Annotated in this window: 25 protein-coding genes and 1 pseudogene; 11 read left to right on the top strand and 15 right to left on the bottom strand. The window is 53.6% G+C overall.

All coding sequences use genetic code 11. The features are described 5' to 3' along the window. The first annotated feature begins 58 nt into the window (after positions 1–58). Both OES20_02540 and OES20_02535 read left to right on the top strand, forming a co-directional pair. Positions 59–181: pseudogene (locus OES20_02540) on the top strand (prepilin-type N-terminal cleavage/methylation domain-containing protein). A gap of 199 nt (positions 182–380) precedes the next feature. Next, the gene (locus OES20_02535; GenBank protein MDH3633560.1) at positions 381–560 is read left to right on the top strand and encodes a hypothetical protein; all 180 of its coding nucleotides are present in this window, start codon (positions 381–383) and stop codon (positions 558–560) included. Between the two features lie 2 nt (positions 561–562). Here OES20_02535 and OES20_02530 read toward each other — a convergent pair whose 3' ends face one another. Together OES20_02530 and OES20_02525 are read right to left on the bottom strand one after the other, a co-directional pair. Continuing rightward, positions 563–823: a GIY-YIG nuclease family protein gene (locus tag OES20_02530; protein ID MDH3633559.1), complete on the bottom strand. Its 261-nt coding sequence runs from the start codon at positions 821–823 to the stop codon at positions 563–565. 23 nt (positions 824–846) lie between these two features. Beyond that, positions 847–2,451, bottom strand: a complete 1,605-nt coding sequence (locus OES20_02525; GenBank protein MDH3633558.1) for an adenylate/guanylate cyclase domain-containing protein — start codon at positions 2,449–2,451, stop codon at positions 847–849. Positions 2,452–2,726: 275 nt separating this feature from the next. Between OES20_02525 and OES20_02520 the strand changes: the two genes are divergently transcribed. Continuing rightward, positions 2,727–3,905: a rhomboid family intramembrane serine protease gene (locus tag OES20_02520; GenBank protein MDH3633557.1), complete on the top strand. Its 1,179-nt coding sequence runs from the start codon at positions 2,727–2,729 to the stop codon at positions 3,903–3,905. Positions 3,906–3,963: 58 nt separating this feature from the next. On the opposite strand, the gene gdhA is transcribed toward OES20_02520, so the two are convergent. Continuing rightward, the gene (gene gdhA, locus OES20_02515; GenBank protein ID MDH3633556.1) at positions 3,964–5,310 is read right to left on the bottom strand and encodes an NADP-specific glutamate dehydrogenase; all 1,347 of its coding nucleotides are present in this window, start codon (positions 5,308–5,310) and stop codon (positions 3,964–3,966) included. A 183-nt stretch (positions 5,311–5,493) separates the two neighbouring features. Next, positions 5,494–6,807 carry a carboxypeptidase-like regulatory domain-containing protein gene (locus OES20_02510; protein ID MDH3633555.1) on the bottom strand — a complete coding sequence of 438 codons (1,314 nt, stop codon included), beginning with the start codon at positions 6,805–6,807 and terminating at the stop codon, positions 5,494–5,496. Positions 6,808–7,000: 193 nt separating this feature from the next. Here OES20_02510 and OES20_02505 point away from each other — a divergent pair, with 193 nt between their 5' ends. Continuing rightward, positions 7,001–8,596 (top strand): diguanylate cyclase, encoded by a 1,596-nt coding sequence (locus OES20_02505; protein ID MDH3633554.1) that lies wholly within the window; start codon positions 7,001–7,003, stop codon positions 8,594–8,596. 14 nt (positions 8,597–8,610) lie between these two features. Here OES20_02505 and OES20_02500 read toward each other — a convergent pair whose 3' ends face one another. Next, complete coding sequence (locus tag OES20_02500; GenBank protein ID MDH3633553.1) at positions 8,611–9,606, bottom strand: hypothetical protein; 996 nt, start codon at positions 9,604–9,606, stop codon at positions 8,611–8,613. A 52-nt stretch (positions 9,607–9,658) separates the two neighbouring features. After that, positions 9,659–10,708 carry a cobalamin-independent methionine synthase II family protein gene (locus OES20_02495; GenBank protein ID MDH3633552.1) on the bottom strand — a complete coding sequence of 350 codons (1,050 nt, stop codon included), beginning with the start codon at positions 10,706–10,708 and terminating at the stop codon, positions 9,659–9,661. 68 nt (positions 10,709–10,776) lie between these two features. Here OES20_02495 and OES20_02490 point away from each other — a divergent pair, with 68 nt between their 5' ends. The 5 genes from OES20_02490 (at position 10,777) to OES20_02470 (ending at position 14,378) form a co-directional block, all read left to right on the top strand. Next, positions 10,777–11,631 (top strand): NAD-dependent protein deacetylase, encoded by an 855-nt coding sequence (locus tag OES20_02490; protein ID MDH3633551.1) that lies wholly within the window; start codon positions 10,777–10,779, stop codon positions 11,629–11,631. Between the two features lie 153 nt (positions 11,632–11,784). After that, the gene (locus OES20_02485) at positions 11,785–12,018 is read left to right on the top strand and encodes a hypothetical protein (GenBank protein ID MDH3633550.1); all 234 of its coding nucleotides are present in this window, start codon (positions 11,785–11,787) and stop codon (positions 12,016–12,018) included. Between the two features lie 149 nt (positions 12,019–12,167). Then, the gene (locus OES20_02480; protein MDH3633549.1) at positions 12,168–12,803 is read left to right on the top strand and encodes a M23 family metallopeptidase; all 636 of its coding nucleotides are present in this window, start codon (positions 12,168–12,170) and stop codon (positions 12,801–12,803) included. Continuing rightward, positions 12,803–13,612: a glycerophosphodiester phosphodiesterase family protein gene (locus OES20_02475; GenBank protein MDH3633548.1), complete on the top strand. Its 810-nt coding sequence runs from the start codon at positions 12,803–12,805 to the stop codon at positions 13,610–13,612. The genes OES20_02480 and OES20_02475 overlap by 1 nt, the downstream gene beginning before the upstream one ends. 88 nt (positions 13,613–13,700) lie before the next feature. Next, entirely contained in the window at positions 13,701–14,378 is a 678-nt protein-coding gene (locus OES20_02470; protein MDH3633547.1) for a Crp/Fnr family transcriptional regulator, read from the top strand. An 18-nt stretch (positions 14,379–14,396) separates the two neighbouring features. On the opposite strand, the gene nirJ is transcribed toward OES20_02470, so the two are convergent. The 7 genes from nirJ to cobA are packed head-to-tail and all read right to left on the bottom strand — an operon-like array spanning position 14,397 to position 19,824. Next, positions 14,397–15,620, bottom strand: coding sequence for a heme d1 biosynthesis radical SAM protein NirJ (gene nirJ, locus OES20_02465; GenBank protein MDH3633546.1), 1,224 nt, complete (start codon positions 15,618–15,620; stop codon positions 14,397–14,399). After that, the gene (locus OES20_02460) at positions 15,620–16,597 is read right to left on the bottom strand and encodes an AsnC family transcriptional regulator (GenBank protein MDH3633545.1); all 978 of its coding nucleotides are present in this window, start codon (positions 16,595–16,597) and stop codon (positions 15,620–15,622) included. The genes nirJ and OES20_02460 overlap by 1 nt, the downstream gene beginning before the upstream one ends. After that, a complete protein-coding gene (locus OES20_02455; protein ID MDH3633544.1) occupies positions 16,590–17,111 on the bottom strand; it encodes an AsnC family protein in 522 nt (173 codons plus the stop codon). The genes OES20_02460 and OES20_02455 overlap by 8 nt, the downstream gene beginning before the upstream one ends. Beyond that, positions 17,108–17,566 carry an Lrp/AsnC family transcriptional regulator gene (locus OES20_02450; GenBank protein ID MDH3633543.1) on the bottom strand — a complete coding sequence of 153 codons (459 nt, stop codon included), beginning with the start codon at positions 17,564–17,566 and terminating at the stop codon, positions 17,108–17,110. The genes OES20_02455 and OES20_02450 overlap by 4 nt, the downstream gene beginning before the upstream one ends. After that, the gene (locus OES20_02445; protein MDH3633542.1) at positions 17,563–18,729 is read right to left on the bottom strand and encodes a protein nirF; all 1,167 of its coding nucleotides are present in this window, start codon (positions 18,727–18,729) and stop codon (positions 17,563–17,565) included. The genes OES20_02450 and OES20_02445 overlap by 4 nt, the downstream gene beginning before the upstream one ends. Next, positions 18,726–19,046, bottom strand: coding sequence for a cytochrome c (locus OES20_02440; protein ID MDH3633541.1), 321 nt, complete (start codon positions 19,044–19,046; stop codon positions 18,726–18,728). Before OES20_02440 ends, OES20_02445 begins: the two co-directional genes overlap by 4 nt. Next, positions 19,018–19,824 carry a uroporphyrinogen-III C-methyltransferase gene (cobA, locus tag OES20_02435; protein ID MDH3633540.1) on the bottom strand — a complete coding sequence of 269 codons (807 nt, stop codon included), beginning with the start codon at positions 19,822–19,824 and terminating at the stop codon, positions 19,018–19,020. The genes OES20_02440 and cobA overlap by 29 nt, the downstream gene beginning before the upstream one ends. Positions 19,825–20,207: 383 nt before the next feature. Between cobA and OES20_02430 the strand changes: the two genes are divergently transcribed. After that, positions 20,208–22,010 (top strand): Na/Pi symporter, encoded by a 1,803-nt coding sequence (locus OES20_02430; GenBank protein ID MDH3633539.1) that lies wholly within the window; start codon positions 20,208–20,210, stop codon positions 22,008–22,010. Between the two features lie 61 nt (positions 22,011–22,071). Further along, positions 22,072–22,311: a hypothetical protein gene (locus tag OES20_02425; protein MDH3633538.1), complete on the top strand. Its 240-nt coding sequence runs from the start codon at positions 22,072–22,074 to the stop codon at positions 22,309–22,311. A gap of 120 nt (positions 22,312–22,431) precedes the next feature. Here the strand turns inward: OES20_02425 and OES20_02420 are convergent, their stop codons facing one another. Continuing rightward, on the bottom strand, positions 22,432–23,823 hold the full coding sequence (locus tag OES20_02420; GenBank protein MDH3633537.1) for an APC family permease: 1,392 nt from the start codon (positions 23,821–23,823) through the stop codon (positions 22,432–22,434). A gap of 11 nt (positions 23,824–23,834) precedes the next feature. Beyond that, on the bottom strand, positions 23,835–25,361 hold the full coding sequence (locus OES20_02415; GenBank protein ID MDH3633536.1) for a gamma-glutamyltransferase: 1,527 nt from the start codon (positions 25,359–25,361) through the stop codon (positions 23,835–23,837). Positions 25,362–25,447 lie beyond the last annotated feature (86 nt).

Genomic DNA, 25,447 nt, shown 5'->3' with positions numbered 1-25,447 from the left:
CAAATTATGTGACCCAGGTGCAAATATAAGTGGATTTGTAAACTAAAATCCGAGGATTATGAACAGGTTACAAGCCAAATCTAAGGGAATTACTCTCATCGAGCTGGTCACGGTCATCGTGATCCTCGGGATCCTCGGTGTCGTCGCCCTGGGCAAATTCGAGGACTTGTCCGAAGATGCACACACCGAGATGGCTCGGCGGGCATAATCGAATTTCAACGGATTACCAGAACCACTTTCTTTAACTACAAGATCGAGCGCGACGCCGATCCAACCACGGTCGAAGTTCGTTCCGGTGTAACCATCCCGGTCAACGCCCAGGGCTGGCCGGGCAGCCCTTACACCAACGCCGACTGCCTGAACCTTTGGCAGGTGTCCAGATGACGAGTTCGGAACCGATGAATCCACTGGGAACGGTCCCAAGCGCCACCACCGCGTCCGACTGGGAATACTGGGGGAACGGTGGCCTCTGCCTGTATTTTTACAAACCGGACACGATCCCGTTAAAATATATTCTCTACGTTCCGGGTACCGGACAGTTCATAATTGTCGGCATCTAGCCTTACCGGAGTGTTGGTTCGGCGGCAATCAAAAGTTCCTTTTCCTGTCGCGATAGTTTTTTAATTTCAGCTTCGCGTCGGCTCGCGCTGCTGCGGGTATGGCCGTCTTCGCGATAAACCACCCTGACCGGACTGCGTCCGTTAAAATACTTGGCGCCTTTAAGGCAATTGAGGTGTTCGTCAAAACGGCGCTCGACGTCGGTGGCGATCCCGGTATAGAGCGATTTATCGCTGGCTTCGATTATATATAGCGACCAGTTCACGGTGGCTGCTTTCATCAGATGACTCAGGGTCTTATTAGCACGATTCCAACCGGTTCGGCGAATCCTTTCAGCATTTCTTCGCGTTCACGCGACTCGTAGTCGGCGAGCATAGCACTAACCCCCGGATCACTGGCAAACTTCCTGGACATGGTGATATCACCAGCAGCGCCCAGACCCTCGAGCCGTGCAGCCAGGTTGACTGCTTCGCCATAATAATCGAGACGATCGTTCAGCGTCACCGAGATACTGCTGCCGTGATGCAGGCCAATGCGGATGGAGATATCGTCGGTGTCGAAGCGCTGATTGAATGCGGGCATTGCCCGCTGCATCTCGATCGACGCGCGCAGCGCATCGTCGGGCGTCAGAAATGCAGCGTGGATGCCGTCGCCGGCCGTTTTTACGATATTCCCCAAGTTGCTGCGCACGATTTCACCGAGTTCTGAAAAATGTTCCCGCACCACATGATATGCCTCGGCATCGCCCAGGCGTGAGAATAGCGCCGACGAACCGACCAGGTCGGTAAATGCAAAAACGATATTTCGAATACCGACTTCATCCCCGGGCCTCAATACCTGGTCGGAGAAGAGGTCGCGAAACGCCTGCATCGTGGTAGCACGTTCGGCGGTCAGCACGTCGCTCAGCCAGCTCTGTTCTTCGATGACGATGGTTCTGTGCACCTCGCCGTTGTTGACCATCCTGATTTCACCTTGCGGTGAGTCCCCGGCTATCTTCACCGAACTATCCTGGACATGAATCTCGGGGAAAGGTCCCTGCTCCCAGGTCAGTCCAAGTTCGTCCCCCGCCTCGAGCGTCCGGACGCGATAGTCTCCCGGCTGCAGTGACAACGGCAGGCTGCGGCTTGAGCCAGACGGCAATGTGAATTGGCCCTTGATATGTGGGGTAACGCCGGGACCGGAGCGGCAATAATGCCCATATTCCACCGAACGAATCGACGGGCTCGGGCTGAAACTCAGTTCCACATTACTGGCAAAGTCCGACTGGAAGTCGATATTACAGGCATCACAATGTACGCCACGCGGCAATTCGCCGAGGTTTGATGTTGCCGATTTCGAGACCCGGCAACGCGGACACAACACATCCCAGCGTGACTCCAGCATACCGTCGCTGACCGACTGCAAAAACAGTTCAATCGCGTCACGGGTATTTATGCTCCAGCGGCGCGCTATTGCAATCGGCCGCATCGTCCAGAGATCGACTTCCTGGCTCTGGTTGATGTGTTCGACCAGTTTTGACGCCAATCCGTGGCCGTACGGCGAAGCCTCGATTTTTTCAGCCAGTTTCAAGGCGCGATCAACCGACGACGGTTCGGGTTCGTAAGCAGAAACAAACAGCTCGGGTCTTTCGGCCCGGATAAGCTGATAGGCATTGGCGAGCAAGGCTCGTACCTTATCTTCGAACGCGGCCAGCAGGCGCTTCGCCAGGAAGCTGCCGACAAGATTGCGGGTTTCAAAAATCAACTCGAGGTCGAGCGCGCTGCTCGTCCCCCGGTCTTCGAGGTTGGTGACCGTGGTCATGCTGATCATGGGACCCTTGATAAAATGACGCTGTTGTTCGAACCAGCGCTCGTCGATCCAGTTGACCGGCGGTTCCTCCCAGGTAATTGTCATTCCTGCAATTCCGATGGTACCGAAAACCTGGACCCTGCCGTCATCCTGCAGCTGTTCGCGTACCTAGTACCTGGGGAAACCGGAAGCTTCACCCCAACGGGGCGTATCTGACACCACGGACCAGAGCTTGTCTAGCGGATGGTCGAAATCAAATTGATAGGATCTGGAAATCAGCATCTTGTGCCTCTTACTGGGTTAGCTCCGATAGTCCTGGCATCAGGTCACTCAATAATATTCAAGCTGTTTCCGGTGTTTGGTCCGGTTTAGAATAGGCTATGCTGATATTCCCTTACAGCACCGCGTTGACGCTTGGCCGGCCGCCATACATTAGTTATGCGGCGGTCGCGCTATGTGCGGTGGTTTATACGCTGCAACTTGGCACTTCGATCACTGAAATCCTGATCTATCATCCGGATAGCTGGAATCCGTTAAGGATGATCAGCGCTTCATTCGCGCACCTGGGTTTCTGGCACCTGGTCGGTAACCTGGTATTTTTCATGGCGTTTGCGCCAGCGCTCGAAATCCTGATTGGCAACTCGCTGCGTTACGTTGGCCTGATGCTCTTTGTTAGCCTGGTCACCGGCTTAAGTTACTCGTTGTGGACCGTTGTCGGGGGTCTGGAAGCTGTACCCACGCTGGGATTTTCAGGTGTGGTTATGGGGATGATCGGACTTGCAGCCTACCTGATGCCGCATGCGCGGATTCGGGTTTTTTTCTGGTTTATAGTCGGTAAAACAATTTTCGTGCCCGCCTGGATGCTGGCGGTGGCATACATCGGGATTGATGCCTGGACGATGCTTACCGCGGATGATTTCGGGGGTATTAACCTGGTTGCTCACGTGGCAGGCGGTTTTGCAGGTTACGTTTTTGGCCTGCTCTGGCTGAAGCAGCGCAAGCAGGAGACTGCGGCGGAACTGGGCGAGGAAATCGAGGCCATGCATGTCGAGCAACGTCACGGTAAAACGCGAGCCGAGGCATACCGCTATAACAAAGCCACTACACCAGTGATTGCGGAGCGCGAACGGGTGCGTGACCATGACAGGTTCATGGGGCATGTCTATCAGATGGTCAAAACGCATCGAGATAGCGAGGCGGTGATCGAACTTTTAACGCGCTACGATTTACAGACTACTTTTGCCGAAATCGAGCCAGTATTCGAGCGGGTATGTGACTGGGGACCGTCACGGACCCTTGGTTGCGTGGGGCGATTACTGATAGAGATCCTGGAACGGGAGCAACGCTACGGGCGCGTACTGTATATTATCGAACGCTGCCAGAGCCTGGGCAGACAATTTATGCTGCCTGATATTTCCCGGGTCGAGTTTTACGCAGAAATGGCGCTAGATACTGGTAAATCCGAAGTTGCGAGAAACCTGCTGGTTGACGCTGACAAGCGCTATGGCGCGCTGGTTAATCTGCAGCAGTTTAATCACTTGCTACAAAAGGCCAGGTAGCGCCCCTGCTTTATCGGCTAAAAATCTCGCCTTGCACTTCGATAACAACGCGCCGACCTCAGGTGTGCCCAAAAGAGAGCATTGCCTCCGCGACTTTGACAAAACCGGCAATGTTTGCCCCGGCGAGATAATTTACATGGCCTGCCTCGTTGCCATACTCGACACAACTTTCGTGGATGTTGAGCATCGTCTCCTTGAGTAGATTATCGAGATCGTCTTCTTTCCAGGATACCCGGCTACTGTTCTGGCTCATCTCAAGGCCCGATACCGCAACACCGCCGGCATTGGCCGCCTTGCTGGGCGCATACAATATTTTGGCATGCTGGAAGGCATCGATGCCGGCGAGTTCGGTGGGCATATTGGCACCTTCTGAAACACCGATACAGCCGTTCTTGAGCAGGGTTTTGGCCTCCTCTTCGTTAATTTCATTCTGGGTCGCACAGGGCAGAGCGAGATCACAGGGAACCACCCACGGCCTGCCCTCGTGGAAGGTAGCAGAGTTGAACTCGTCGGCGTATTCCTTGATCCGACCGCGCCGCACATTTTTAAGATCGAGGACATATTCCAGCCTATTGGCGTCAATTCCTTCCGGGTCATGGACGAAACCTGAAGAATCCGACAGCGTGACCACCTTGCCACCGAGGTGGTTCACCTTTTCAACCGCATAAGTGGCGACATTTCCGGAACCCGAAACCGCCACGGTCTTGCCCTCGATGCTGTCACCGACGCGGTGCAGCATATTCTCCATGAAGTAGACGGCGCCGTAGCCGGTTGCCTCGGTGCGGATCTTGCTGCCGCCAAACTCGATGCCTTTACCCGTGAGTACACCAACAAATCGATTTTCGATGCGCTTGTACTGGCCGAACAGATAACCGATTTCACGGGCGCCAACGCCGATATCACCCGCCGGTACATCGGTATCCTCGCCGATATGGCGATGCAGTTCGACCATAAACGATTGACAGAATCGCATCACCTCGTTGTCTGTTTTGCCCTTGGGGTTGAAATCGGAACCACCCTTGGCACCCCCCATGGGCAGGCCGGTAAGGCTGTTTTTAAAAGTCTGTTCGTAGCCGAGAAACTTGAGCACGCTCAGGTTAACCGAGGGATGGAAGCGCAGGCCTCCCTTATAGGGTCCGATCGAGTTGTTGAATTGCACCCTGTAACCGCGCTGGTTACGGATATTGCCCTTGTCATCGGTCCAAGGCACGCGGAACATGATGACCCGATCGGGTTCCGCCATGCGTTCCATGATCTGCATCTTATGATAAATGGGTTTGTCTGCGATGTAAGGGAAAATCGTGTTTGCGACTTCGGATACTGCCTGGTGAAATTCCGACTCGCCGGGATTGCGTTTCTTTACTCCGTTCATGAAACGCTCAAGATAAATTGCTGTTTTGTCCATTCTTCCCCCTCGTCGTTGCTAAACGATATTATTCTGATATGACTGTAACCTTCACCCGGGTGTAGATTTCCCCCAATGGGCTGCGCTAGCTGTCGCGGTCATTGGCCTGGGAATAATAACATTTGTTTCACCAATAGTGCGTCGATTTATCCTGATCTCGGGATAAGACGCGTGGGTAAAGTTTCAGTTTTCGAGTTGTTGTAGTGTCACCTCGACTTCATCCGACTGATTAACGAGGCGGTGCATTACTTCCCTCTTCTGGTAACCCGGTGCATAAACCGTTATACGATATTCGCCCTTACCCAGGTTGCGGAATGAAAATTTACCACCGGTACCGGTAGCCCGGGATCGGTATTGATGATACCTGACGGGCCCCTCAAAAAAGGTTTGATCCAGTGTGACCAGCGCGCGCTGGGGGACCAGGCCATTTTCATCCTTGATCCAGCCCGTAAGGAAGCGCTCGCCCTTGTCGATAATCAATTCCAGATTGCGATACTCGCTGTCGGTCAGAACCAGGCCGTTAATTTCATAAATGTCTGAACCGCGGGTTGCAAGACTGACTTCTCCCAGTGGGAAGTGCCTTAGCGAAAAAAATCCCGAAGAGTCACTAACTATTTTACGTGAATGAACCCCGGTGGTGACATTGCTGACATATATTTCGAAATCAGCTACCGGTGACGAATCCCGGTTCAGTATCATGCCATCAATATCGACGAACCTGAGCGATTCCAGCACGATGTTGACTTGCTCAGGGTTGAGGCCGACGCTGAAGTCGGGGTCCCGGTAGATGGAATACTCCGGCGCCAGGTTGATCGACAGGCTGTAGGGTTCGTCTGCGCGCACGCCTTCAAGGAAAAAATTACCCCGGGGATCGGTAAACACGGTCAGGGTGAAAATCTCCCCGCCTGGCGGCTGCAGCGCCGTGAGTTCGACACGTGCACCCTCCAGCGCAACGCCGATCTCGTTGCCAACCCAGCCTGACAGTCTGACTGACAGCGGATTTTCTTCCAGCTCGAGGTCAAGTTCATACGAGGAATTCTGTTGCAGTACCGCCCTGGTCAGGCTGATTCGTTTGCTCCTGAATCCTCGACGCAGAAAATTGAGTGTTGGATAGCGATGCGTGGGCAGGTCCATGAGCAGTTTGTAGTTGCCCTGGACGTTGCTGCGCGTGTTGAAAAAATAACGTTCCTCGGTAACGAAAACATCATCGATCGGCTGACTGTTAGCGTCCATCACGCGCCCGAAAATTTCGATGGTTCGTGTGCTGCTCCGGTGAATATCGTCGCTGTCGATCTGGTTCGGGTGTGCAGCGGGATCTTGTTCGTCCCTTGCAACGGGTGCCGGCCCGGGTTGTAAAGTTTCCGTCAATCGTTCAGCGGAAGCTATCGATGAATCAGCAGGTGGCGGATCAAGCAAAAGCCTTGACGCGATCAACCAGTACAGTGCAAGCGTCAACAGGACAATGGTTGCGAACGGTAAGATGAGCTGCCTGAACATTATTGCATCAAGGATCGCTGTCAAATACCTCGAGCTAACCTTAACATGGAGCTCGCATTTACGATAGACAATGCTCGCGCTAGCTAGCGGGATAAATCAAAATTTCGATTGCAGCAGGAATAGCCTATAATCAGGGTCTGAGTAACGTTATTTTTCGTAAATAACTACAATAACCATAACTGGAATCCTGGGCATGGCAACTGCATCACAAACAGGGGAGCAGCCAGGCGAACCGGGAGCGGGTCATCTCACCGTTTACGCCGATTTTAACTGTCCTTTCTGTTACGCGTTAAATGAACGCTTGCACGCGATGGACCTGCAAGACCGGGTCGAATTTCGCAGCATTCAGCATGCTCCATCCGTTTCCAGTAAAAAGGCGGGTTTCAAAGTACTCAGCGAGCTCACCATGGAAGTGGCTGAGGTGCGCAGAAGAGCCCCGTCAATTCGTATAAACGTCCCCATGTTTAAACCCAATACGGCCGCGGCGTCGATGCTGGTCAACGCGATTAATAAAAGCCAACCTGACAAGACGAGCCATCTGAGAAGACGCCTGTTTCATGCATTGTGGGTAGACGGCAAGGATATTTCTGATCCGGACGTGCTCGATGCGTTACTGAGTGAGCTCGATATCGAGCCACCTGCAGATACGGCTCCGGATAAGGAATTGGCCGAATGGCAAGCCCTGTGGGATGGCAACCGGGAATATGACCACAACATACCGATTGTGATCAGCGATCGCGGTGAAGCCGTAATAGGTTTTCCGCTCGAGTCCGAGCTGGACGCATTTTTGACGACTGGCTCGATGATTTCGGAAGGCACGATGCAGGGTGTTAGTGAGCAGCAAACGATGCAACGGATATTGGTACTGGATGACGATGTTGAAAGCCTGCGGATGATCGTCGAGCAAATGCGTGACGTCCAGGTTGAAGTCGTATCCGATTTTACGAGTCTGGTTGCGTTGGCGCTGGATCACGGGATGCCGGATCTGGTATTGGCGAATACGGCATTGATTGACCGTATCGAGGGCACCGACTGGTGGCGTAATTCGACTGATTCCGATCTGGATACGGTGGTTCCGGTAATTTTCATCTCCGACGAAAAAACCACCGGGGCCGAGGTCAGTGCTTTCGAGGCAGGCGCTGCCGACTTTATTGCCCGTCCGTTTCATCCGAAGGTGCTGCGGGCCCGACTGAATATGCATCTTCAGGCCCGGAGATCACAACAGGAACTGAACAATATCGCCCGGGTTGATGCCCTGACATCGATTTGTAACCGCCGTGAATTCGATGTGCGCCTGATGGCAGAGTGGAGCCGTAGCGCCCGCGCCGGACAATCACTGGCCCTGCTGATGATCGATGTCGATAAGTTCAAGGAATATAACGACCACCACGGTCACTTGAGCGGTGACGACTGCCTGGTTGCGGTGGCGAAAATTCTGAGCGGTTGCATGCAACGTTCGGTTGACCTGATTGCACGCTACGGCGGTGAGGAGTTTATCGCCTTGTTGCCCACGTCGGAGTTAGAGGGTGCAATAAAGGTTGCCGAAGACTGCCTGACCGCGGTTGAAAATGCCAGGTTGCCCCACGTCACTTCGAGCGTCTCGCCTTACGTAACCGTCAGTATCGGCGTGGCGGCCATGGTGCCGATTTACGATAAAAGCAGCACGCTATTGATCGAACAGGCGGATATTGCACTTTACCAGGCAAAGCAGAGCGGTCGTAATCGAATCTGTAGCTTCGATAATATTTCCGGAAATGTAGTAGCCGGGGTAAAACCGCCCGCAACCTGATGTTGTCGGCTGACCTAGCGCAATCGATCCAGCAGGTAATCTGCAATCCAGCTTCCCAGCCGCGGCTGCGCGAGGTAGCCATAGGATTTGTGTGGGTTACGTTTTTCGCGGTTGCGGTTGCCCGCGTGAGTCACTACTTCGAACGGATTATGTAAATCCACGTAGTCGATGGCGCGAAACTTCGGCCTTTTCGGGAGCAGTTTTAGCTTGCGCATCGGTTCATAAAAAACTGCATCGAAATTTTTCTGGTGCGTGACAACATCGCCCAGGCACGCGTAGTTGTGCCAGAAGTCGATATTGGTTGGAAAATGTCGTGTGCTGTATGCCTTGTGATGTTTTGAAAATAACATATCCCGTATCGTGGGATCTCCGAGCGGTGAGCCCATGGTAACAAACATCTTCACTCGTTTTTTATTGTAGATTTTAAAGCCGGCAGTTTTACGATGCGAAAATCGCCACAGCACGTCATAGCCGATAAATGTACCCATGCTGTGCGAAATAATGACAGGTTCGCGACCATCGTCCCAGGCTTTACGTAATGCGTTTTCTAACGGCGTGCGCATCAGGTCGGCAATATACTGGTCCTGGTCGTAGAGCTCGGTCTCACGAAAAAAACTGGTCATGACATCGTCTTTAACCGCCAGGGCACCGGCGAGTAATTTCACCAGGTCGATACCACGGTCCTTGAAAAAGCCGGCAACCTTTTCACCCATGCCCACGTGGAACCTGTCTTTGACGGCACGACGTTCGTCAATAACCTTGTCTACCTGTACCTGAAGCTTTTTGATGTAACGCTTGTCATCCGGAATATGATGCGGCACAACATCGGCCCAGTACGCGGACTCGAAAACCTCGGGATGGGCATCAAGCTCGCGTGCGAGTTGACGGTGACTGACACGAATATTTTCGGTCAGGGTTTGGCGCCATAGCTTGTGTGTCTCGTTCCGCGGCGGCTTGGATGCCAGGCCGTGGATCATGATGATTTTCTTGTTGGTAAGATCTATCGGCATTTGATTGACCGGTTGTTGAGTGTAGTGAGTTCGAGCTTTTGGTAAATTATGATCAGATAGCCTGCGCGGCAGAGCACATATTTTTCAGTTTCGCCATGGCCCGGTCACGTCCGAGCATCATTAAACCACAATCGGGGGCCGCCAGTAGACGGCCCGCATCGATATGTTGCAGCGCGGACTCGAGACGTTGCTGAATATATTCACTCGATTCGATCCTGCTATTTGCAATCGTGACGACGCCGAGAATGACTGCAGTGTCGACAAAGTTTTCGAGTAGCTGCAAATCGTTAAGACAATGCGCGTCCTCGATCGAAACCTGGTGGATTCCAGTGCCGTCAATTGCCCCTGCAAGTTGAAAATAACAACCGGGGTCTGCTTTTAAATAATCCTCGTCGTCGACGTGACCCGGGTAGCCGCAGCACATGTGCATGACGCGCGTGACATGGTCGGGTACGCCGTCAAAACAGCGGTCGAGACACTCGATTCCGAAGGCGAGCGCATCGTCCACCTTGCGCACAAACAGGGGTTCGTCGATCTGGATATACCGGCAGCCCGCTGCCGCAAGTGCACGAATTTCAAAGTTGAGTGCAGTTGCCAGATCAAAAGCGAGTTCGCGCTCGGTTCGGTAATATACGTTTGCGGTTGTATCGATGATTGACAGGGGCCCCGGCACCGTAATCTTGATCGGACGGTCGCTAAACTCCTGTGCGATCCGGAAATCCCGATCGAGAAAATGATCACCATGGGGCTCGACCCTGGCATTAATCGTGGGTAGATCGGCCACCGCGGCACCGTTGCGATGTACCTTGTTGGTCAGGTTTTTAAAATCGAAGCCGTCGAGGTGACGGCAATGATAGTGAATATAGTTTTCACGGCGTTGCTCCCCGTCCGTCGGAATATCGATACCACAATCGAGCTGGTCCCGGATGGCATCCCCCGTTGCCCTGACCAGCATTTCTTCGGGTACTTCGGCTGCGCTGTCCTGGGTATAGGTAAAGGCGCGGGTAACGCTGTTATCCTGCTGCCCGGTTTCCGCGAAGTTGCCGATATCGATATAGTCGGGTTTCGGGTAAGCACCGATGCAGGTTGTGCTGATGGCCATCGGACCATAATAAAGGAAGAGCAATAGCGGATAAAAGTGTTATTGCGTTGTTCGGGTTTGATAAACTGATGCTTATGCCGTCATTGCTTGCCGATTTTATCACTCAACACGAACGTATCTTCGTACTGACCGGTGCCGGGGTCAGTACCGCCTCCGGCATCCCCGACTATCGGGATGACAGCGGTAACTGGAAGCACCAGAAACCGACTGAATATCGTGATTTCGTTGAACAGTACGAGGCCAGGCAGCGATACTGGACACGTTCGTTCATCGGCTGGCAACGCTTCAGCCATGCGGCACCGAACCCGGCCCACAGGGCGCTGGCTCGCCTCGAACGGATGGGTCGACTCGCGAGAACCGTCACGCAAAATGTCGATGGACTGCATCAACGCGCCGGTAGCCGCGAGGTTACCGAGCTGCACGGGTCGCTGGCCACGGTGGTCTGCCTCGGCTGTGGCGTTGCCATCGAGCGCACGCTGATGCAGCAACTGCTACTCGAGCGAAATCCGTCGCTGGCAGATTTATCGGCTGAAATCGCTCCGGATGGTGATGCTCTACTTGACCATATCGACCTGGGCGGAATCGATATCCCTGACTGTGATTCCTGTGGCGGGGTATTGAAACCACGGGTCGTGTTTTTCGGTGAAACCGTGCCCCGCGCGTGGGTCGAGGAATGCTTCGACGCGCTGGCGCTGGCCGATGCCATGCTGGTTATGGGTTCCTCGCTAATGCTGTACTCGGGTTTTCGCTTCGTGCGCGAGGCGCAGCGCGCGGGTATTCCAATCGCGGCGATAAACCGTGGTAAAACCCGTGCCGATGAATTGTTGAAGCTGAAGATTGAACAGGACTGCGGTACGGCATTGAGCCTCGCGCTGGACCAGGTTGAGCCTGATTCGCGGCACGACGCTCAAACGCAACTGTGACCTAGTGCCCAAATAAATTCAGACCCTGGTCACAGGTCGATTCCATGCACCCCGGACCAGTGAATAAATTCACTGTTGGAGCGGAATTTGAGTCACAGTCAGGTCCCGTTTGCGGTTCTATATACCCTCATCAAATTTTAGTTGAGGTGGACCATGAGCCAGACCAATATCCATATCGATCCGCTGTCGACACCATGTGTTTTGAAATACATGGGTCTCGCGATCGACGAAATCAAACTGGTACGATCGATAAACAGTATCAGCCAGCAAATGAGTTCGAGTAGCGAATCGCAGCTCGAATCCGGACGCCGGCGTTACCTGACATCTGAACTGCGTTTCCTGAACAAACGTTTACAGTCAGTTCGTGAGAAAGCGAATATAAACTAGCGCACGACTTCCCCCTGTCGGCCACGGAAGGCCGACCCCTTCCTTTACCTATCGGCATCAACCGGGATCAATTAATCTCGCTCCAATGTAGCCTTATCGTTTTAATTAGTGGTCCGTTCTATTAGAGTTACCGCATGCTGATGTCATCGATGCGTATAGCGATTACAGTCCTGTTGATAATGCTTGTGGCAACTGGTTGCAGCATCTACGAAAAGTATGGTCATGGAAGGGTTGCCCCGTCCAGGCTCGAAAAAGCCTCGGTTACGCCGGTTGAATTACCGGCCAACGCCCCCTCTATCAGCCAGCGATATTTTCCGCAGTTCGCATCATCTCAAATCGAGCACAGGGGTTTCGACATACTGGTCCCGAAGAGAACACCGGTACTCGCCGCCGCCGATGGCGATGTGGGCCGCGTGTCGTCATCGATACTTTACGGTAATCAGTTGTTTTTAAATCATGGTCGCACGTCAGCCGGTTATCGAATTCAGACACGTTATTTTCACCTGGACGAACTGTTGGTCAGCGCGAATGATAAAGTGCAGCAAGGACAGTTGGTGGGATATTCTGGAGTTACCGGTCTGGCAGCGGGATTTCCACACCTGCATTTCGAAGTGCATCAACTTGATGAGAACGATGTGCCGATCGCGATCGGGGATCTCGATCCCCAGGTCTACTGGGTCAAGGGACCGGGGAAGGTCACCTGCTATGACAAAGCACGTGACTTTAAGTCCACAGCTGCGAGCCTGACTTACCCGGTACCCTGTCGCGGTACGGACTGGCAATAGTGCAAGGGCTACGCTATCGACTGGAGCTGGCCGCGCAACATGCAGTTGATCTCTGGATGGCGCTTATACCGCGCCAAAGACCTGGCCGGCAGGCGCTGCAAAATTGCAGGATTATTTCGCATCGCGGAGAACACGATAATCGCCTGGTCAAGGAAAACACGATGGCAGCTTTTGCACGAGTCGCCGACGCGGACGGCTGGGGGATTGAGTTCGACGTACGCTGGACCCGCGATTTAGAGCCTGTGGTGATTCATGATGTCAATACCAGCCGTGTGTTTAATATTGAGCTGGACGTGGCAAAAGTTAGTTTCTCCGAGCTGCGAGAGCAGGTACCTGAAGTTCCTGCGCTGGCAGAAGTCGTCGATCGTTTCGGTGGCAGCCATCATTTAATGGTAGAACTCAAGCAGGATGAACTGGGTTTGACGGAGGCCAGGGCAGAGCGGCTGCAGGAAATCTTTACGGGCCTTACCCCGGGTGTCGACTATCATTTCCTTGGGATGCATTTCGACCTCTTCGAGCTGGCAGGATTTGCCGGTAACAAGGCCTTCTTGCCGGTAGCCGAGCTGAATACCGGCGCGTTCAGCCGTGATGCCCTGGCGCGAGATTTTTCCGGCGTCTGCGGACATTACCTGTTGTTAAATCGTGACATGATCCGGCGCCATCATGCGCAAGGGCAGAAAGTGGGAGTCGGTTTCGTAGCTTCCCGGTTTTGTTTTTATCGCGAACTAAATCGCGACGTGGACTGGATTTTCACCAACCATGCAGTCCAACTGATCGGGATTCGGCAACGGTTATTGCGCCAGATGTGACCTGCCTGGTAACAAAAAATCGATGCGTACTGCCTGGTTTCGTGTCAATATTTAACGCTGTCGAAAATTAATTTGATAAGGACTGAAGTTGGATTCCAAAGGTATACTCGAAGCGCTCTGCACGTCGCACCTGTTTTCAGAGTTGACGGAAGCACAACTGGATCGTGTGCGTCGCCATTCCCATCTTACCGACATGCTCGAAGGCGAATCCCTGTTTTTCCAGGGCGACAACGCCACTAATTTTTACCTGGTACTCTCGGGCCGAATCAAGTTGTTCCGGGTATCCCCCGAAGGCAAGGAAAAGGTTGTTGAAATCATGGAAACCGGGGCAACCTTTGCCGAGGCCCTGATGTTCATGGATGAACCGCATTACCCGGTCACCGCAACCGCACTTTCGCCCAGCCGGGTGATTGGTATTAACTGCAAGGATTTCAGTTTGATGTTGCGTGAATCAATCGATACCTGTTTCCTGCTGCTGGGTAAGATGAGTTTCCGCCTGCGTGGATTGATTAGTGAAATTGACGCGCTGAGCCTGGATACCGGGACCGTGCGCACCGTTGCCTATCTTTTACACCAGGCTACGCCCGATAGCGATAGTTTCGAACTCAAAATAGCCAAGAGTGTTATCGCGTCTCGTTTGTCGGTTAAACCAGAAACCTTTTCGCGTATCCTGAAGAACCTGCACGACCAGGAAATTGTTTCCATCGACGGTCGTAACGTTACGATTCACGATCGCGACGCGATGATCAGTATCTGCTCGGGATAGCCCGGTACCAACCCTGGCTCAGGAATGCAGCTCTTTTTTGGCCTCCCGGCTGCGTCGGTAGGGCGTCACTTCGACTCTTTGCGGCATGTCGACGACGCCGATCTCAGCGTCGCTCAGGTAACATCCCGGATCCTCCGCCCACGGATTACCGGTGAGTTGCCACGCGCGCGTGCGCGAATTACCGCCACAGATAGCGAGGTGCTGACATTTTGCGCATCGTCCTTCGAGTGGTCGCTGCGCCGCTTTCAAACCTGCCATCAGGGGATCCGAGGTGTCCTGCCAGATTTCTGAAAAAGGTCGCTCCCTGACATTTCCGATGCTGTAATCCCACCACATGGTATCCGGATGCACGGTGCCGAGATTGTCGATATTGGCAATATTGACGCCGGATGAATTACCACCCCAGCGCAGCAACTGCTTGCGTAATGCTTCGACGTGCTCGGGAATGTGCTGGGCCGCCCATTGCAGCAGGTATACGCCGTCAGCGTCGTTGTTGCCAGTGACGAATTCGCGCTGCAACCCGTTTTTAACATCCTTCCAGCAGGTTTCGAACAAAAGGTCCATCGCGCTGCGCGTCATTTGGTAGTGGAGGTCGCTGGCACGGTTGCGATTGCCACGTCCTGCATAGTTGAGGTGTGACAGGTAAAACTTGTCGATATCTTCAGCGTGCATTAATTGCAGCAGTTCCGGAAGTTCGCTGGCATTGTCCTGGGTCAATGTGAAGCGCAGCCCAACCTTGATCCCCGCATCATGGCATAACCGGATCCCCCTTACTGATTCATCAAACGCACCCTGCTTGCGACGAAAACAGTCGTGGGTTTCACGCATGCCATCGAGACTGACCCCGACATAGTCATAGCCAATGCGCTCGATATCGGAAATATTCTTCTCATGGATCAGGGTGCCATTACTCGAGAGCCCGACGTAGAATCCCATCTCCTTGGCGCGCGCGGAAACCTCGAAAATATCCGGGCGCAGTAATGGTTCGCCGCCCGACAGGATTAGCACCGATACTCCGAATGACTTCAGGTCCTGCATTACCGCAAAAACTTCTTCAGTACTGAGTTCACCCTCAAAATCGATGTCCGCTGAGGTTGCATAGCAATGTTTGCAGGCCAGGTTGCAGCGCCGAATAAGGTTCCATATCACGACCGGCCCGCTGCCCATCATCACGGGTTTAGGGGTGGGAGAAACACTCTGTCCACATGAGAGGGCGTGCAGATATCGGCTTATACGAAACATCAGGCGACTAACCTCAATCCGGTTTTTTTAAGGATGCGGGTGCTGAAGAGTACGTCATGCTGCTTGCACTCAGCCCCCAGCAGCTCGATGATTTGTTCAACTTTGGAACTCACCTCATCACGGTCATGGCCGTGCACCATCGCAAAAAGGTTGTAGGGCCATAGTGGCAAGTGACGTGGTCTTTCATAACAGTGGCTGACAAAATCCAGTCTGCCGACGCGAGCACCGAGCTCAGGCAGTTTTTCGTCATTGACGTTCCAGACTGACATGCCGTTAGCGCTCAAGCCTAAACGATAATGATTCGGTATTGCACCGATACGGCGAATGACGCCGCGTTCGAGCATGCGGCGCATGCGCTGCATCACTGTATTCGTGTCGCAACCGCAGGACCCGGCAACTTCGGTATAAGGCGCCGTCTGTAACGGCAGGCCTTCCTGGGTTGCCTGCACGATTTTGCGATCCAGCTCATCGATTATCATGCCCCCTTGCTTCAGTGGGCCTGGAAGGGGTTGCGTGCTAACCCCACCCGAGTCATCGAGCAGTAACCACAGCCCGAGGTAAAAGGTTTGCAGCTTGGGGAAGTTGTACACCGGCAGGTTGGCTGCCTGCTCGATTCGGCCTATGGTTTGCTGCAGTAGTTCGGGCGTTTCGGTGGCGATGACGAACCACATATTGAGTTCGTGTTCGCGTTGATAGTTATGCGCAACCTCGGTCATGGTATTTACCAGTTCCGTGACCTCGTCGTACCTGTCCCCCGGTACGGACAATGCGGCCAGGGTTAGGCTACCACCCATACTGGAAGCGTCATACAGCGGACCAAAACGACTCAATACACCGTCATCCAGTAACTCGCGGATCGTATCAATAAGCGTGGCGCTATCGGTGTCGAGCTCTGAGGCAACGCTGGCAAAGGGTTGCTCCTCGATCGGGAAACCGCCCTGGTAGCGATTGATAAACTGGCGGCTCAGTTCATTCATTAAGCACCCTTTCAGGCAGGTTTAGGTCGTGTTTGCGCGCGTAACTTGCGCCACGCTGCTTGAAGCAGCGGTTGCTGAACAGAATCTCATGGTTGATGTCGTGTAATCCGCATTGCCGGACGATGAAGTCAACCTGCTCGATAACCGCATCCCGGTCCTGTCCGTGGATCATGCTGAAAAGGTTATAGGGCCATTCGGGCAGCCGCCGGGGTCGTTGATAGCACAGCGTAACGAAAGAATATTGCCCGATGCAGTGGCCGATTTCGGTAACGCGCGCATCAGGAATATCCCACACCACCATACCATTGGCGCGGTAACCCAGCTTGCGGTGGCGCACGACCACGCCGAAACGTTTCATGTCGCCACGCATCATGATTCGATTAATGCCCTCGATGACCTGTATCTCGTCGCAGTCAAGCTGCTCTGCTATCGCTGCATACGGATGGCTGACCAACGGTAAGCCCTGGCTGATCACCTCGATCAGCGCATTCTCAAAGCTGGAATCTTTTCTCATGTCCATTTCAGATCAAATCCCAGGTCGATGAAGTGTTCATTCAGTAATGGCAGGTCTAGCACCGGGTATCCGCAACGATCCTCGATTTCAGCCAGGACCTGTTCCAGGTGATCTTCGTCGCTGGCGACCACTACGAACCACAGGTTGAAGTGGTGTTCGCGTTCGTAGTTGTGATTGACTTCGTCGAACCCATTGACGATAGCGGCGACGTCTTCGAGTTCCGCCGCAGGCACCGCCATTGCCGCAAGGGTACTGGCACCAATTCGGTTGGGCCGAAAAACTGCACCTACTCGACTGACCACGCCCTCGGTCTGCAGGCGTTTCAGGGTTTCCAGCACCGTGGTTTCATAGACGCCAAGCTGTTTAGCGATATCCGCATACGGAGTCGCAGTTAGCGGCATACCCTGCTGAAATTCGTTCAACAGGCGTTGTTCGAGTTTGGAATACTCTCTCATAACCCGATTCGGTGCGCGCGCGCGGTAAAGAAAATGCCGCTGGGCTTGGTGGCCGGTAGCGAGGTTTTGCGCTCAAACGTCTTTGTGTCGTACACCTCGACGCGGTTTTCGTCACGCACCGATAACCAGACTTCCTCCCCGCGCGGTTCGAATTCCATATGTAAAACGCCCTTGCCTGGTTTCAGCTTCTGTATGACAGCAAGTGTCTGCGTATCGATCACCTGGATCGTATCATTGTTGGGTAGGGCGAAATTGACCCAGACCTGGCGACCATCAGGGCGTGCCATGACAAAAATCGGTTGGCCATGCACCTTGATGCGGCCTTCTTCCTGCCAGTTGCTCAGATTGATCACGAGCACCTCGTGGCGGCCCACGGCAGGCACGAAAGCCAGGTCTCCGGCGACCGCCCAACCCTCGAGATGGGGCATCTTGTAGACGGGTAATTTTTGTTCACCCTTACCGTAGTTCGGCAGTATGCGGGTAACTCCCGACTTGAGGTTCCACAGGTCGAGCATGGCCATACCGTCTTCACCGAACAGGCCGGCAAGGTAATAGCGTCCGTCGGAAGTGATCAGCGCATCGTAGGGATTGCGGCCGATGTCATGAAATTTCTGGATACGCGGACTGGATGGCTCTGACATATCGAGCACCCAGATTTCATCCGCATCCCAGAGTGAAAATACGAACTTGTGCTCGGGAGCGTCTACCAGGCCGATGACCTTGGAGCGTTGCTGGTTGTCACCAAACGTGGCCGGGATATCGGCGACCAGCGCGAGTGTGTCGGCGTCAAATACCTTAACGCCACCGGGCTCGTAGTTCGAAACCGCGACCAGGCGACCATCCTGCGAGATAGCACCACCAATGCTGTTACCGGACTGCAGGATACGAACACTGATCTCAGCGTTCAGGATATCAACTTTGCTCAAGCCCCCGTCACGCCCGAAAACGTAGGCAAAACGAGCGTCACGCGAATAAACCACTGATGCATGAGACAAATCACCGAGTTCGTTAACCCGGCCAATGCTGGTATTGGTGCTGGTTTCAATAATCTGGGCGCTACTGCTGGCGCGTTCAATGAACAACCCGAGGTCGCCGGTACCGCGTGCGTTCGCGTGCGAGCTTGTGAGCGCTAGCAGTAACAGGCAAATCGCAACTCTACTCACTGTACCTCTCCCTGTAACAGCTGGTTTGCCATCCATCGGGCTTCGGCGGGAGACAATAGCGAGCGCCAGGCTGGCATAGCCGTACCGGGCCGACCGTTCAAAATCACAGCACTGATATATTCGGTGGATTTCCCCACCAGCCTGTCTGGCACTAGTGCCGGTCCCAGCCCGCCATGCATCGTCAGACCGTGGCAGGAGCCACAGTCCTGGATCAGAACATTACGCAGCTCCCGTTGGCGATCGTCGGAAAGCTGATCGCTTGCAGCAAGCGGAACCGCAACCATGAAGCTAAGCGCGAGCCAGGTTAAGCGAGTCATATACCACGACCCTCTCGTCTTGCTGGTTGTCAGACTGAAACCAGTCGAGCTCATCGCTGAGGGTGACAACCTCACCGATGATTGTGGTGACCGGTGATTCCAATCCCGCAGTGACTACCGCGTCGGCCAGGTCCGATAAAGTCGCGATGACTTTCTGTTGGTGTGCGGTCGTGCCGCCGTGCACTGCGGCGGCTGGTGTTGAAGCGGACAGACCTGCTCGCACGAGTTCGACACAGATTGTCTGCAGGTTTGCGAGTCCCATGTATATCACCAGGGTGCAGTCCGGGTCGGCCACCTTGTTCCAGTCGATATCCAGCGTTTCATCGTTCATTTGATGCCCGGTGATAAAGCGCACTCCATGATTGAGACCGCGATGCGTCAGCGGGATACCGCTATAGCTGCTGCAGCCCGCTGCGGCGGTAACTCCGGGAACGACTTCGAAAGGGATGCCGTGTTGACGCAATACCAGGGCCTCTTCGCCACCGCGTCCAAAGATATAAGGATCCCCGCCTTTGAGGCGCACGAGGCGTCGATCGGAGAGTGCCAGGCTGACGATGATTTCATTGATTTGATCTTGAGGAACGCAATGTTTCCCGGGGGATTTTCCGACAGAAATCTGGCTTACACCATGGGGAATCAGGTTCAGTATTTCGGAGCTGACCAGCCGGTCAAACACCACGACATCGGCTTGTTGTATCAAGCGTAGTGCTTTTAGGGTGAGTAACTCGGGGTCCCCTGGCCCGGAGCCAACCAGTGAAACAAAGCCTTTAGTCGTCATAGATGGTACCTGCCGCTGTGGCCTGGTTTTCAGGGCCTTTACGTGTTTGTTTTACCTGTTATCGAGGCTGCGAATCGATGACATCATTATTGATAGAGGGCCATTTTTTGTACTTGATAAATGTCAACCACAGGCGCAGGGCACTATGGTTTGAATGCCAGTTGTTGCGATGCGAGATTCCCGCTTAAGCGGGTGTGACATTTTATTGTGTGGTAGAGTGAGTCCTTGAAGCCTGATTTCTTTGCAAGCCCGGGTTTTCAAAGAAATGGTTTATGGGGGAAAACTTAAGAAGAATCAATAAGATTGCCGTCCATAATAAAAAGACTTCGCGCAGTACCTTTAGGTAATCCGGCAACATAAGCCTGAGTAATGAGGAGATCGCGATGCTGAAAAAGACACTTTTACCGACCATTCTGCTGATACTGGCTTATGGATTCTGGGTCAGCCCGGACTTCAAGGAAATCGCTGCCGGTGTTTCGATATTTCTATTTGGCATGCTTTTCCTCGAAGATGGTTTCAAGGCCTTTACCGGCGGCGTGCTCGAAAAGCTGTTACAGAAAACCACCGATAAAACCTGGAAGAGCCTGTTATTCGGGGTTGTCTCAACTTCGATCATGCAATCCAGCTCTCTGGTTTCGGTAATCACCATCTCCTTTATCAGTGCCGGGCTGGTTACGCTGGTGGCAGGAATCGGAATTATATTCGGTGCCAACATCGGCACTACGACCGGGGCCTGGCTGGTCGCAGCCTTTGGACTCAAGGTCAAGATCTCTGCCTACGCAATGCCAATGCTGGTGTTCGGTATCGTTTTATCGTTCCAAAAGTCCAAGTACCTGAAAGGTGCGGGCGCCGTTCTCGCCGGATTAGGATTCCTGTTTCTGGGAATTCACTACATGAAGGAAGGATTCGAAGCGTTTAAGGACAGCTTTGACCTGGCTTCGCTGGCGGTTGGCGGCTATCCCGGTCTGTTCCTGTTTGCCGCGATCGGTGCCGCGGCAACCGTCGTCATGCAATCAAGTCACGCGACATTGGTGTTGATCCTGACCGCACTGGCGGCATCGCAGATTACCTATGAAAATGGCCTGGCGCTAGCGATCGGTGCCAATGTCGGCACGACGATAACCGCCATTATCGGGTCGCTGAGCGCCAATATACAGGGCAGACGACTGGCGGGTGCGCACCTGATCTTCAATATCGTTACCGGTGTAGTTGCGATTGCGTTCATCAACCAGTTCGTCGTCGCAGTCGACGCCGTTAGCAACAGCGTTGGCATCGCCGCCGACAATTACACAATGAAACTCGCAGTATTTCATACCCTGTTCAATCTCGTCGGCGTGCTATTGATGGTCCCCCTGATCCACAAGTTATCTGATTTCCTGATCAAATCGCTGCCCGAAAAAGCGAAAGACCTTGCCGAACCGCTTTACCTCAGCGAGGCCGCGATCGAGTTCCCGGAAACCGTGCTGAAGTCATTGAAGAAAGAGGTCTGGCACCTGTTCGATTCGGCATTCGAACTCATGGCCCACGGGATCAACCTGCATCGTACCGAGATACTGAAATCCGAGGACCTTCAAAAAACTATCGATAATGACAGGGAGGTACACGATTTTGATATGGACGAGTTGTACGAGAGCAAGGTAAAGATCTTGTACAGCGCGATTGTGGATTTCATTTCAAATTCCCAGGCGCACATGCCCAGCGATTTTTCCGAGGAATTGTTCCGGCTGCGCAAGGCCGCGGGTGAAATCGTCGAATGCGTCAAACACATCAAGCATTTGCGCAAGAACGCAACCAAGTACATGCTTTCAGATAATGAACACATTCGTGACGAATACAACAAACTCAGGTACCAGATCGCGATGATTCTGCGGGAAATTTATCGCCTGCGCGGTGAAGAAGATATTGATCATTCGATTGCGATATTGGAGATGGACGAACTGAAGGCGGAAATCCAGTCGGCGCATACAGACCTTGACGTACGGATCACCGGGATATTGAGAGACGATCGTATTACGCCGACCATGGCAACCTCGCTGCTCAATGACTTCAATTATGTCGACGAAACTTCGCGCCATCTGCTCGACACGGCCCAGGCGTTAATGTTCTCGCACTCCGATCTCATAGCTGAAGCGGCGCAGGAAGTCGTGCTGGATGAAGACGAAATTGAAAAAGCGTCCGCGGCCTGAGCGCGGCTGAGAAACGGCCGATATGTTTCGCGGCGCAATCCTAAATTAACGAGGAGTACGAATGAAATTCTCTGAGCTGGTTGAAAAGGCTGAAAAACTTGTTGGCAAATATGAAAAGGGTAGACGGATCAAACCCAGGAAACTGGATAAGCTCCAGCAATTACTAAGCGATAAAAAATCTCGTTACCAGGCAAAACTTGCCGAAACCGACGATCCCGGTAAACGTCAGAAACTGGAAACGCGATTAAGGGTGGTTACCGCACAACTGGAAAAATCGAAACATTTGCGTAAGGTTGATTGACTGGTCCCGGGGCATTGATTCAGGACGGTTTACTTGGGCTAATCAACCTTTGCCTCGCAGCAATGCGCGGAGCAACCCCGTTCCCTGGTATACCAGGCGTACTGAAATACCAACCATGAACTAGTTCCAATTCCTTCGAGACAGCATGTAGATGGGTACTGCCAAAACTGTAATTAGCAGGGCATAAATAATAATGGGGACCGATATTCCCAGTACCATCATCGGTTGCCAGAACTGGGTTAGCAACATTGCCGCACAAAACAGTGCTCCGAGTAACGGTAACAATGGAAACCATCCCAGGTTGAGGGCCAGTGATAGCGAGGTCCGCCTTAAAGTTTCTGACTCCCGATTTTTGTAGCGATGCATCAACAACATCAGATTCACCATAAGGAACACCAGGAAGACCCCCACGTTGGTCAGGTTTGCAACTTCTCCGAGCGAACCCCCGAGGGTAAATAAGATACAGAAAATTGTTGCCAGTACCACGGCACCCACAGGTGTTTTGGTTTTTGGATTTATCCGGGCGAGAAAATCTGGCAAGCAGTTTTCCCTGGCGATACCGAACAGCATTCTGGAAGTCACAATATGCAGTACCAGAACCGTGTTAGCAGTCGCGCACAAGGCGATGACGGTAAATAATTTCCCGCCAACGGGTGAGTTCAATGCAGTGCTGGCGACCAGCGCCAGCGGCCCTTCACTTGGATTATCGAGTTTGGAAGCGCTGAACAGCGCGTCAGCCGACACCACGCTGACAGCAACCATAGCAACCAGGATATAAACCACGGTCGTGATTAACAGCGACAATAGTAACGCGAGCGGGACCGTTGTCTCGGCAGCTTTGGTTTCCTCGGCAATATTCGCGATATCCTCGAAACCCTGGTAAGCGAAAAAGACCAGTGCGGCTGCAGCAAGCATCGGTTTCCAGCCGCTTGCATTACCAGTCGTGGAGACTGGATCAACTGTTATCAAATTAACTTCGCCAAGATAGGGAATTCCGATAAAGATAATAAATAGCAGACCGCCAACTTCGGCAAACGTGAGCAGCATATTAACGCGTGCGCTGAGTTGAATGCCTCGAAAATTCAGCACCGCGACAACTAAAATAAGCGCGATGCCGACAATGACGGGGTCAGTATCGACGTAAAGTTTGAAATAGGAGGCAAACCCCAGTGATACCGCCGCCGCACCGATGATGCCGGTAACCACGGTCACGTACCCGACCACAAATCCCAGAAACGGGGAGCCGGTTATTTCCTTGACGTACACAAACTCTGCCGCACTTTTTGGATAAAGCGCCGACAACTCCGCGTAAGAGATTGCCGAGCAGGCGGCTATCAAGGCCGCAATGACGAAAGAAATCCAGATCGCATTGCCGGCGATACCCGCAGCTTCGCCAATAAGCGCGTAAATCCCGGCGCCCAGTATGATACCGACACCGTAGACGGTAGCCTGGAACAGGCTGACACTGCGTTCAAGCCCGTTTAGATCTTGCGGGGTAGCTGGTTTTTGCATTGAAGTCTTGTCTACCCGCGGGAAACGCTTCCACCCCTGCGGGAATCGGCAATTCCCTGCATACCATCCTCATGCGATCCAATAACTGCCTGGACACCACCGAAGTACATCGATGGTTCGGTGAAAGGTCTCGGTGTCAGGTCCTGAGTTGCAGCGACCGGCAGGCCGGGTTCGAAGGCAATGGTTCGTTGATGCGGAGCGACTTCGACATGCAGGCGCGGATGCGTGATTGCGTCCGCCAGCGTCATGCCTTTGGTGGCGAAGTTCACCAGTACCTGAGCGATGGCCGTGGTGATTCGGGATGCGCCCGGAGAGCCAATCGCAAGTACGGCCCCGTCACTCCGGCGCCTGGCGATGGTTGGCGCCATGTTTGACGCAAGCCGGGTACCCGGTTTCAGCCCGCTTAGGCCTTTCGTCAGTAAATCGATTTCTCCGAGCGAATTGTTCAACCAGAAACCGGTACCCTCGATCATGGCCCCCGAGCCATAGCCTGCGGATGCCGTGATCGCACAGGCCAATCCGTCAGAATCGACTACGGAAATATGGCTCGTGGAGGGTGCGCTGAGCAGGGTGGGATCGCCCAGGTCTGCCAGCGCAAGCAGTCGCTCCACCTCGTCGGGCAGTGCCTGATGAGCGCCGTCAAGGTAGTCGGCCCGGAAACCAAGCACCGCATGCTGTGCAGACACCATGTTCTGTACCGACTCAACCAGGCCGTCGTCCGGTCCGGATCGATCGAGTAACAGTAGCATCGCGGCCAGGCAGGACCCACCAACGGCTGGCGGTGGATTGGTGGCAACCTCCCAGTCTCCGATGCACGCGCGAACCGGTTTACGTGCCACTGCCTGGTAGGTCTCCAGATCTTCGATGCCGAGCAAGCCCCCGTTCGCCCGAACGCCAGCTGCTATCTGTCGACCCAGTTCTCCAGCGTAGAGAGATGTCTCGTCACGGGCAATCTCCCTCAGCGTATCGGCCAGGTGTGGTACTCGTACAATGTCGCCTTCACCCAGCGGGCTGCCATCCTCGTGGTGCAATATTCGGTAACTGTCCGGGTGCCAGGAGTAGATCGCCGCGTGGGTGAAACCGAGGTATTCTGCAGCACCCCCGGTAAGCGGAAAGCCTTGCTCAACGACCTCGATAGCCGGTTCGAGCAACTGGTTCCAGGGCAGCTGTCCGTATTGTCGCGAAGCGAGTGCCAGCCCCGCGAAACAGCCCGGGGTGGCAATTGTGCCATAGCCGACGCGTTGGCGGGTTTCTCCGCCGTAATCGAAAACGACTTCGTGCGTGGCTTCACCAAAATGGTCACCTTGAAGGCCTCGGCCCGGCATCTCTGAATAGCCATCAACCACGGTGGGCTCATCACCGGGTGGCCAGATGGTAACGAAACTACCACAACCGGGTGACATGATTCCCGTATCGGTGCAGATGGAAACGACGGCGGCTGCAATCGCAGCATCAACCGCGTTCCCACCCTGTTCTGCAATCTTCGCACCGGCTTCAGCGGTTATCTGGCTGCCGGCGGCAATCGTGAGTCTACTCATGGTTTGAATTTGGTACGTATAATAAAGATTATTACCCTGATTTGATCGGATTCAGTATGGTGGTCTGGGTAGCATACCGCGTTGAT

Source organism: Gammaproteobacteria bacterium (genome assembly GCA_029862005.1).
GTDB lineage: Bacteria > Pseudomonadota > Gammaproteobacteria.
Note: the sequence above shows the minus strand (reverse complement) of the source record. Positions and strands in the feature narration are given on the sequence as shown.

Excerpts from the sequence above, each read along its gene's own strand:
- nirJ (MDH3633546.1), bottom strand. The coding sequence starts at position 15,620 with ATGTTTCGTATAAGCCGATATCTGCACGCCCTCTCATGTGGACAGAGT.
- OES20_02425 (MDH3633538.1), top strand. The coding sequence starts at position 22,072 with ATGAAATTCTCTGAGCTGGTTGAAAAGGCTGAAAAACTTGTTGGCAAA.
- gdhA (MDH3633556.1), bottom strand. The coding sequence starts at position 5,310 with ATGGACAAAACAGCAATTTATCTTGAGCGTTTCATGAACGGAGTAAAG.
- OES20_02490 (MDH3633551.1), top strand. The coding sequence starts at position 10,777 with ATGCTTATGCCGTCATTGCTTGCCGATTTTATCACTCAACACGAACGT.
- OES20_02455 (MDH3633544.1), bottom strand. The coding sequence starts at position 17,111 with ATGAGAAAAGATTCCAGCTTTGAGAATGCGCTGATCGAGGTGATCAGC.
- OES20_02420 (MDH3633537.1), bottom strand. The coding sequence starts at position 23,823 with ATGCAAAAACCAGCTACCCCGCAAGATCTAAACGGGCTTGAACGCAGT.
- cobA (MDH3633540.1), bottom strand. The coding sequence starts at position 19,824 with ATGACGACTAAAGGCTTTGTTTCACTGGTTGGCTCCGGGCCAGGGGAC.
- OES20_02535 (MDH3633560.1), top strand. The coding sequence starts at position 381 with ATGACGAGTTCGGAACCGATGAATCCACTGGGAACGGTCCCAAGCGCC.
- OES20_02460 (MDH3633545.1), bottom strand. The coding sequence starts at position 16,597 with ATGAATGAACTGAGCCGCCAGTTTATCAATCGCTACCAGGGCGGTTTC.
- OES20_02495 (MDH3633552.1), bottom strand. The coding sequence starts at position 10,708 with ATGGCCATCAGCACAACCTGCATCGGTGCTTACCCGAAACCCGACTAT.
- OES20_02480 (MDH3633549.1), top strand. The coding sequence starts at position 12,168 with ATGCGTATAGCGATTACAGTCCTGTTGATAATGCTTGTGGCAACTGGT.
- OES20_02525 (MDH3633558.1), bottom strand. The coding sequence starts at position 2,451 with ATGACAATTACCTGGGAGGAACCGCCGGTCAACTGGATCGACGAGCGC.
- OES20_02450 (MDH3633543.1), bottom strand. The coding sequence starts at position 17,566 with ATGAGAGAGTATTCCAAACTCGAACAACGCCTGTTGAACGAATTTCAG.
- OES20_02520 (MDH3633557.1), top strand. The coding sequence starts at position 2,727 with ATGCTGATATTCCCTTACAGCACCGCGTTGACGCTTGGCCGGCCGCCA.
- OES20_02440 (MDH3633541.1), bottom strand. The coding sequence starts at position 19,046 with ATGACTCGCTTAACCTGGCTCGCGCTTAGCTTCATGGTTGCGGTTCCG.
- OES20_02505 (MDH3633554.1), top strand. The coding sequence starts at position 7,001 with ATGGCAACTGCATCACAAACAGGGGAGCAGCCAGGCGAACCGGGAGCG.
- OES20_02415 (MDH3633536.1), bottom strand. The coding sequence starts at position 25,361 with ATGAGTAGACTCACGATTGCCGCCGGCAGCCAGATAACCGCTGAAGCC.
- OES20_02510 (MDH3633555.1), bottom strand. The coding sequence starts at position 6,807 with ATGTTCAGGCAGCTCATCTTACCGTTCGCAACCATTGTCCTGTTGACG.
- OES20_02500 (MDH3633553.1), bottom strand. The coding sequence starts at position 9,606 with ATGCCGATAGATCTTACCAACAAGAAAATCATCATGATCCACGGCCTG.
- OES20_02430 (MDH3633539.1), top strand. The coding sequence starts at position 20,208 with ATGCTGAAAAAGACACTTTTACCGACCATTCTGCTGATACTGGCTTAT.
- OES20_02485 (MDH3633550.1), top strand. The coding sequence starts at position 11,785 with ATGAGCCAGACCAATATCCATATCGATCCGCTGTCGACACCATGTGTT.